8 protein-coding genes are annotated in these 7,492 nt (G+C 65.5%); 1 reads left to right on the top strand and 7 read right to left on the bottom strand.

From position 1 onward, the window contains the following. The 6 genes from QZS21_RS08575 to QZS21_RS08550 form a co-directional block, all read right to left on the bottom strand. A partial coding sequence (locus QZS21_RS08575; protein WP_295582373.1) for an ABC transporter permease occupies positions 1–894 on the bottom strand: 894 nt, incomplete at its 3' end. Next, complete coding sequence (locus QZS21_RS08570) at positions 891–1,628, bottom strand: ABC transporter ATP-binding protein (RefSeq protein WP_295582371.1); 738 nt, start codon at positions 1,626–1,628, stop codon at positions 891–893. The genes QZS21_RS08575 and QZS21_RS08570, both read right to left, overlap by 4 nt. Positions 1,629–1,633: 5 nt before the next feature. Then, positions 1,634–3,244 carry an efflux RND transporter periplasmic adaptor subunit gene (locus QZS21_RS08565; protein ID WP_295582369.1) on the bottom strand — a complete coding sequence of 537 codons (1,611 nt, stop codon included), beginning with the start codon at positions 3,242–3,244 and terminating at the stop codon, positions 1,634–1,636. 12 nt (positions 3,245–3,256) lie between these two features. Then, positions 3,257–3,883 carry a TetR/AcrR family transcriptional regulator gene (locus QZS21_RS08560; protein ID WP_295582367.1) on the bottom strand — a complete coding sequence of 209 codons (627 nt, stop codon included), beginning with the start codon at positions 3,881–3,883 and terminating at the stop codon, positions 3,257–3,259. A gap of 183 nt (positions 3,884–4,066) precedes the next feature. Next, positions 4,067–4,768, bottom strand: coding sequence for a DNA/RNA non-specific endonuclease (locus tag QZS21_RS08555; protein ID WP_366557590.1), 702 nt, complete (start codon positions 4,766–4,768; stop codon positions 4,067–4,069). Then, positions 4,755–5,186 carry a ribonuclease Z gene (locus QZS21_RS08550; protein ID WP_295582365.1) on the bottom strand — a complete coding sequence of 144 codons (432 nt, stop codon included), beginning with the start codon at positions 5,184–5,186 and terminating at the stop codon, positions 4,755–4,757. Before QZS21_RS08550 ends, QZS21_RS08555 begins: the two co-directional genes overlap by 14 nt. Positions 5,187–5,383: 197 nt before the next feature. On the opposite strand from QZS21_RS08550, the gene QZS21_RS08545 reads away from it, so the two are divergent. Then, positions 5,384–6,148 carry a polysaccharide deacetylase family protein gene (locus QZS21_RS08545; protein WP_295582375.1) on the top strand — a complete coding sequence of 255 codons (765 nt, stop codon included), beginning with the start codon at positions 5,384–5,386 and terminating at the stop codon, positions 6,146–6,148. 90 nt (positions 6,149–6,238) lie between these two features. On the opposite strand, the gene QZS21_RS08540 is transcribed toward QZS21_RS08545, so the two are convergent. Beyond that, complete coding sequence (locus tag QZS21_RS08540; protein ID WP_295582362.1) at positions 6,239–7,447, bottom strand: acetyl-CoA carboxylase biotin carboxylase subunit family protein; 1,209 nt, start codon at positions 7,445–7,447, stop codon at positions 6,239–6,241. Between the last annotated feature and the right edge of the window lie 45 nt (positions 7,448–7,492).

The following is a 7,492-nucleotide window of genomic DNA, read 5'->3' as shown; positions in this document are numbered from 1 at the left end:
CAGCATGATGTTCATGATGCCGATGCCGCCCACCAGCAGGCTGATGGCGGCGATGGCCACCAGGACCAGCATGGCCACGCCCATCATGGCGTTGATCTGGGTCACCTGCTCCGCCATGGTCATGGTGTAGTAGGCGTCGTCGTCCTGGAAGAAGTCGTACAGCTTTGCATCAATCAGCTCCTTGGCGGCGGCGGCCGTGTCCCGGTTGGTGCTGGTGAAGAGGTAGAGATTCACGTTGCGGGTGCCCATCAGCTTCAGGGCGTTGTTGTAGGAGAGGTACACCTGGTCGTCCCGGCCCCCCTCCGTCAGGGTATCGCCGCTCTGCTTCAGCACGCCCACCACGGTATAGGGCACGCCGCCGATGGTGAGGGACTGGCCCAGGGCGTCGCCGTTGAAGGCGTCCTGGGCCAGGAAGGCGCCGATGACGCACACATTCTGGCTGCGGGCCACGTCGATGTACTGGAGAAAGCGGCCCTGGGCGATGGTCTCGCCGTCCAGGGTGGCGCCGGTCTCCGCCTTGTACATGACCTCGCTGACGCCGTAAAGCCGGGTCCGCTCATAGAGGGTGTCGTTGTGGCGGACGGTGGTCTGGGCGGAGACATAGGGGGAGACGCCGGTGAGGACGTCGGGGTGCGCATCCACCAGGTCGTACATCTCCTGGGGGTCCAGGTTCATGGTGGTGCCGTCGCCCCGGCCGTAGACCATGCTCTGGATCAGGTTGACGCCCATGCTCTCCACCTGCTGGTCCACCATTCCCTGCAGACCGTTGCCCAGAGAGATGATGACGATGACCGCGCCCACGCCGATGATGATGCCCAGCATGGTGAGGAAGGCCCGCATCTTGCTGGTGCGCAGGGCCTTCACCGCCAGCTTGAAGGACTGTCCGAAATTCATCTCTTCACCTCCTCCAGCATCTCCTCCGGCCGAACCACGGCCTTGGGGTCGCCGGCGTCGCCGTCATAGACGATGCAGCCGTCCTGAAGGCGGACAATGCGCTTCGCCCGCACGGCGATGGCATTGTCGTGGGTGATGAGCACCACGGTGTCCCCCTCCCGGTTCAGCTTCTGCAAAAAGCTCAGCACCTCCCGGCCCGTCCGGGAGTCCAGGGCGCCGGTGGGCTCGTCGGCCAAAATCACCGAGGGATTGCCCGCCAGGGCCCGGGCGATGGACACCCGCTGCTGCTGGCCGCCGGAGAGCTGGCTGGGCAGGTTCTTCCGCTTTTCGGCCAGGCCCACCCGCTCCAGGGACTCCAGGGCCCGGGCGCGGCGCTCCTCGGCGGAGACCCCGGCGTAGAGCAGCGGCAGCTCCACGTTCTCCTGGACCGTGAGCTTTGGAATCAGGTTGTACTGCTGGAAGATAAAGCCCAGCATTTTATTGCGGATGTCCGCCTGCTCGTCGTCGTTCATGGTGGACACGTCGATGCCCCCCAGGTGGTAGGTGCCGGAGGTGGGCACGTCCAGACAGCCGATGATGTTCATGGCGGTGGACTTGCCGGAGCCGGAGGAGCCCACGATGGCCACGAACTCCCCCTGGTCGATGGTCAGGCTCACGCCGTCCAGGGCGTGGACCTCCTCCTCGCCCATCTGGTAGATTTTATAGACGTCTTTCAGTTCGATGAGGTGCTCCACCGCGGTCAGCCTCCCATCCCGGCCATTGCCGGATCCAGCAGCAGCACGGTGTCGCCCTCCTCCAGGCCGGAGGTGATCTCAATGTAGCTCTCGTCGTTGCGGCCCAGGACCACCTGGCGGCTCTCCAGCTTGGTGGGGTCCGCCACGGTGGCGCCGTCCTCGCTCATGGCGCCGGGGCCGGGCACCAGCACGGTGTCCCCCCGCTGCACCGCGCCCACGGACACGGAGAGGACGTTTTCCGCCGTCTCGCCCAGAATGTCGGCGGAGACGTTCATACCGGGCTTCAAGTCGCCGTAGTCGTCCACCCGGATGGTGACGGGATAGGTGGTGAAGCCGCCGGTGGTGGTGCCGTTGATGCTGACCTTTTCCACCGTGCCCAGGAACACCTGGCCCGGCAGGGCGGCGGCGGTGAGCTCCACCGTCTGGCCCGCCTTGATCTTGCCGATGTCCAGCTCGTTGACGCTCATCCGCATCTTCAGATAGCTCAGGTCGTACACCACGGCCAGGGTGCCGGAGTCGGCGCCGTTGACCTTGTCCCCGGCCTTGAAGTTCTTCTCAATCACGGTGCCGGAGATGGGGGACTGGATGCGGTAGTCGTCCAGATTTCCGGCGGCGGTGCCGGCGGAGAGCTGGGCGGACTCCACCGCCAGCCGGGCGTTTTTCAGCCCGGTCCGGGTGCTCTCGGACTCTACGGTGCAGAGGACCTCGCCCTTGGAGACGGTGTTGCCCACCAGCTTGTTGAAGCCGGACACCGTGCCGCTGCCGGAGGCGTACACCGTGGAGGAGCCCGCCATGGAGATGGGGGCGCTGCCGTAGCTGGAGTAGCTGCCGATGACGGCGGAGGCGGTGAAGCTGTCGGACACGATGCCGGGGTTGGAGACCTTCACCCGGACGGTGCAGCCCTCCTTGCCGTTGGAGGTGACGGTGGTGGCGTTGGAGACGGAGGTCACCGTGCCCTGCACGGGGCCGTCAAAGTTGCCCACAAACACCGTGGCGCTCTGGCCGATGTAAAACTGGTCCGGGGAGACGTAGGTGAACACGAAGTCGATCACCAGGTCCGTGTCGGTGACGATCTTGGCCAGGGCCGTGCCGGCGGTCACGTTGTCGCCGTCGTGGACGTACACCTCGTTGAGAATGCCGGAGATGGTGGCGGTGGGGTTCAGGGCCTCCTGGGCCTGGGCATAGCTCAGACGGGCCTGCTCCACGGAGATCTGGGCCCGGTTCACGTTGCTCTGGGCGTCGCCGCTGTCCAGGGTGTAGAGCAGGGCGTCCTTCTCCACCAGGTCCCCCTCCTCAAAGGGGGAGCTCTGGATTTCGCCGGAGAGCAAGGTGGTGACCTGGTAGGAGTCCGCGGGCTCCAGCGTGGCGGAGCCCGAGACCTTCACCGTCAAATCCCGCCGGACCACCTGCTCCGGCTGGTAAAATGCCCCCGCCGCCTGGGGCGCGCCGGAGCCGCCCAGCAGGCGCCAGCCCAGCACCGCCACCAGCACCACGGCCACCGCGGCCACCAGGCGCCTGCGCTGCTTCTTGCCCTTGGGCAGGGCCAGCTTGCGCTTTTTGGCCGGTTTCTTCTCCTCCGCCGCGGGCGCGGCGGTCTGATCCTTCAGTTCTTCCATCTTCCAGTCTCCTCACGTTTTGTTTTTCGCGGCCATGCCGCGTCTGAGTATGTCCAGTAGGTTCTCGAGGTGCTCCCGGGTACCGGGAGCACCTCCGGCCTGCAGGCCGGCATACAGCATCGGGACGGTGACGCTCAGCAGCACCCCCAGCAGATCCCCCAGGTCCTGCTCCCGCCGCAGGTCCAGCAGCTCCGGGTTCACCAGCTCCCGCAGCCTCGACAGCACGCCGCCGGAGTCCACCATGTCCAGCAGCACGTGCTTTTGCATGCCGCTGTTGCGGCTGACGATGGCCGCCATGGCCCCCATGCCGCCCAGGGACTGCTCCTCCCGCTTCTCTACGATGTAGTCGTACAGGTACACCAGCGCGGCGAACACGTCTCCCCCCTGGCGCAGCAGCGCCTCCTCCAGCACCATGGTCAGCTGATCCATGTACCCCTGGAGCAGGTAGCGGAACAGGTCCTCCTTGTCGGCAAAGTACATGTAAAAACTGCCCCGGGGCACGCCCGCCTCCTGGATGATCTTGTTGATGGAGGCGTCGTTGTAGGGCCGCTGGGCAAACTCCCGGGAGGCTGCGCTGAGCAGCCGCTCCTGCTTTTCCGGCGGCAGATTGGTAAAGGTGGCGGTGGGCATCGGCCTCATCCTCTCTCCATGATACGAAATAGGGCCGCGGTTTTCTTCAACCGGGCTTCACTTTACGCCTTCCACCAGGTGGAATGTCAAGTGTTTTCCCCAAAAAGAAATACGACAACCTGTCAGGTATCATACCCGACAAGTTGTCATATTGCAAGGGGGGTCCGCCATATTTTACAATTTCTTCACATCTCACGCCGCCAGGCGGCTCTCCCCGGTGGCGTAGTCGATCTCCACGCCGGGCTGGACGTTGTAGACGAAGACGTTGAAGCACACCCCCGCCCCGCCGTCCTCCACGGACATCGCCTCCATCTGCACCCCCCGGGCCACCAGCTCCATTCCTTGGTACACCGGCGTCACCCGGTAGCGCACGTGGCCGTCCGTCTCCTTCACATAGTCCGCCACCAGGTTCTCGAAGGGCAGCATCCCCTCCACGTTCATGTAGCGGGTGCCGGTGATGAGGTTGCGCTCGTTGGCGTTCTCCCCCGCCAGTTGGAAGCCGATCAGGTGGCAGCGGTTGTAGAGATACCCGCCGTCCACCACGTCGTACTTCACCGTCTGCCAGCCGGTGGGGCGGATCTGGCCGATGTCCCCCCGGGCCTCCGTGGGCATCAGCTCTTGGCAGATGTTGGCGTAGGCGGTGCCGCACCGGCCCAGGACGTCCAGCGGGCTGTACAGCTCAAACACCTCGTCGGACAGCGTGTCCGCCCCGAAGTCCGGCAGATTTCCGTTCAGCGCCACATAGGGCGCCCCGCCATACGGCGGCACCTCCTCCAGGGAGATGGACGTGGCCTGCTGGTACCAGCGCAGCAGCGCGGCCGCCGCCACCGCCAGCACCAGCGCCGCAAGGCGCTTGGCAATCCCCTTCTTCCGCCCGTGCTTACGCCTGGCCATAGGCACCTCCCCGCCGGTACTGCTCCCGGGTGATGGTCTCATGGGAGGTGCCGGGAAACTCCCGCCGCTCCGCCAGGGAAAAGCCCGCTTCCGCCAGGTCCAAATCCAGGTGGACGTCCGCCGGGTAGGCCCGGTTCCACCGGTACACCACCACCGCCTCCAGCCTGTCCCGCACCGGGCCCAGGGGCCGGTCCTCCACAAAGCAGACCTCCCCCGGCCCCGCCAGCGTCAAAAAATTCTCGTCCACGGCGATCCGGTCCTCCAGCCCCGCGAACAGCGGGGCGGAAAATCCGTTCATCCACAGCCGCCCCGCCCCGCAGAGGGCCAGCAGGTCCTCCCGCTGGGCCCGGTCCCGGCTGAGCCGGCGGCCGTTGAACAGCAGGCCGCCGCGGTCATCCACGCAAATTGCAGCGATCAAAGCATCCTCCTCCGGCGCCCCCGGCGCCGTCCTTGCAAATTTGGAATCTGCATTTTACCATGTTCCGGTTCTTTTTTCAACCGCGCATAAGCAGCAAAGCCGCGGGCAGACTATCCCCAAAACCGTGATTGGGAGGTCGTTTTATGTCTATCCGCCGCGCATCCCTGCTGCTTCTGCCCTGCCTGTTTCTGGCGGGAATGCTCTATCTCAAGGGCCGCTCCCTGCCTGCCGCCGCCCCCGCCGCCATCCCCGCCTCCGCCGACAACTGGGGCCTGTCCTTCCCCACGGAGGGGGAGTCCCCGGTGGGAAACGCCACCGCGGCGGACCTGGCCCGGTACAACGCCTACTATTTAGGGGACACCGGGAAGAAGGTCATCTACCTGACCTTCGACTGCGGCTATGAAAACGGCTACACGGAGCAGATTCTGGACGCCCTGAAAAAGCACAACGCCCCCGCCGCCTTCTTCGTGGTGGGCAACATGATCGAAACCGCGCCGGACATCATCCGCCGCATGGCGGCGGATGGCCACATCGTGGGCAACCACACCTACCACCACCCGGACATGTCCGCCATCAGCGATCAGGCCGCCTTCCAGAAGGAGCTGGACGACCTGGCGGCGCTGTATCAGGAGACCACCGGGGAGACGCTCCCCATGTTCTACCGCCCGCCCCAGGGCAAGTACAGCACGGAGAACCTGAAGCAGGCCCAGGCCCTGGGGTATAAGACCATCTTCTGGAGCCTGGCCTATGTGGACTGGTACGTGGACAACCAGCCCACGGCGGAGCAGGCCTATTCCAAGCTGCTGCCCCGCATCCACGACGGAGCCATCGTCCTCCTCCACTCCACCTCCAAGACCAACGCGGAGCTGTTGGACGACCTTCTGACCAAGTGGGAGGACATGGGCTACACCTTCGCCCCCCTGACGGACCTGCCCGAGGCCGCCGCCCAGCCAAACCTGTAACCCCAGAAGCGGGGCCGGGGCAGGCGGCCCCGCCCCGGCAAACAGCCGGCCGCACCGCGTAGGCGGTACGGCCGGCTGTGCTTGTTTCTCTCAGGGCCGCTGGGCCACCGGCGCCAGCGCAAAGGCGTCCTGGACGAATTGGTCCACCTCCGCCAGGGTGTCGAAACAGGCGATGGCCACCTGGTTGCCCATGGTGCCCGCCAGGGCGTCCGGCATCCGGGTGAACAGCCGGGCATAGGTCCGGCAGTGCTCCTTCAGTTGGGACAGTGTGCGGGCGTAGGGCTGCCCGTCCCGCCGCCCGGCGTAGACGCAGTAGCTGCGGGGGCCGTCGTACTGGTGGCGCAGCTCGTCGAAGGCCACCATGTCCGCCCAAATCTGGTACACATCCACGCTCTGGCTAAAATTCAGCATGTCCGGGGTGTAGCCGCCGGCGGGGCGCATGTTCACCTCCAGGGCAACCAGTTCCCCGGTCTTCCCCAGGCCCGCCTTGTCCGCCGTCAGGCGGAAGAACTCCAGGTGGAAAAACCGGCTGGAGGCACCGAAGGCCCGCAGCACCGCCCGGCCTGCCGCCTCCACGTCGGCGGGCACCGCCTTGTCCACATAGTAGTAGGTGGGCACGCCCTCGTTCACCATGTCCATGATGGAGTTGCGGGTGATGTGGCTGGCGGCGAAGAGCACCTCCCCCCGGGAGTTGCACACGCCGTCGTAGGTCGTGACCACGCCGGGGACAAACTCCTCCATCAGATAGGGCACCTGGGGCGGCTCCCGGAAAAAGGCCGCCATCTCCCCGTCGCTCCGCAGCTTCCAGGTGGCGATGGCCCCCACGCCGTTGTCCGGCTTCACAATCACGGGGTAGCCCACCTCCGCCGCGAAGGCCAGCCCCGCCGCCAGGTCCGTCACCGGGGCGCACCGGGCGCAGGGCAGGCCCGCCCTCCGGTAGTAGTCCTTCATCCGCAGCTTGCTCTTGTACTTCTCAATCTCATGGGCCTTGAGGCCGGTGGTGATGTTGAAATCCGTCCGCAGGGCGGCGTCCAGCTCCAGCCAGTACTCGTTGTTGCTCTCCACCCAGTCGATCTTGCCGTACTGGCCGGTGTAGTAGCCCAGGGCCCGGAGAACCTGGTCGTAGTCCTCCAGGCTGTCCACCCGGTAGTACTCCGTCAGCGCCCGCTTCAAATCCGGGTGCAGCCCATCGTAGGCCCCGTCTCCCACGCCCAGCACATTCACGCCGTTTTCCCGCAGGCGGATGCAGAACCACCGGTAGGCCTCCGGGAAATTGGGAGAGATAAACACGAAATTCATACGGCTTTTCCCCTTCCTGCCTTGATCCATTTCTAGTTGAAATTA

The organism is uncultured Oscillibacter sp. (assembly GCF_900544955.1).
In the GTDB taxonomy this organism is placed as follows: domain Bacteria; phylum Bacillota; class Clostridia; order Oscillospirales; family Oscillospiraceae; genus Oscillibacter.
Note: the sequence above shows the minus strand (reverse complement) of the source record. Positions and strands in the feature narration are given on the sequence as shown.

What these genes read in the sequence shown, in the direction of transcription:
- QZS21_RS08565 (WP_295582369.1), bottom strand. Translation starts at nt 3,244, where the DNA reads ATGGAAGAACTGAAGGATCAGACCGCCGCGCCCGCGGCGGAGGAGAAG.
- QZS21_RS08560 (WP_295582367.1), bottom strand. Translation starts at nt 3,883, where the DNA reads ATGAGGCCGATGCCCACCGCCACCTTTACCAATCTGCCGCCGGAAAAG.
- QZS21_RS08555 (WP_366557590.1), bottom strand. Translation starts at nt 4,768, where the DNA reads ATGGCCAGGCGTAAGCACGGGCGGAAGAAGGGGATTGCCAAGCGCCTT.
- QZS21_RS08545 (WP_295582375.1), top strand. Translation starts at nt 5,384, where the DNA reads ATGCTCTATCTCAAGGGCCGCTCCCTGCCTGCCGCCGCCCCCGCCGCC.
- QZS21_RS08540 (WP_295582362.1), bottom strand. Translation starts at nt 7,447, where the DNA reads ATGAATTTCGTGTTTATCTCTCCCAATTTCCCGGAGGCCTACCGGTGG.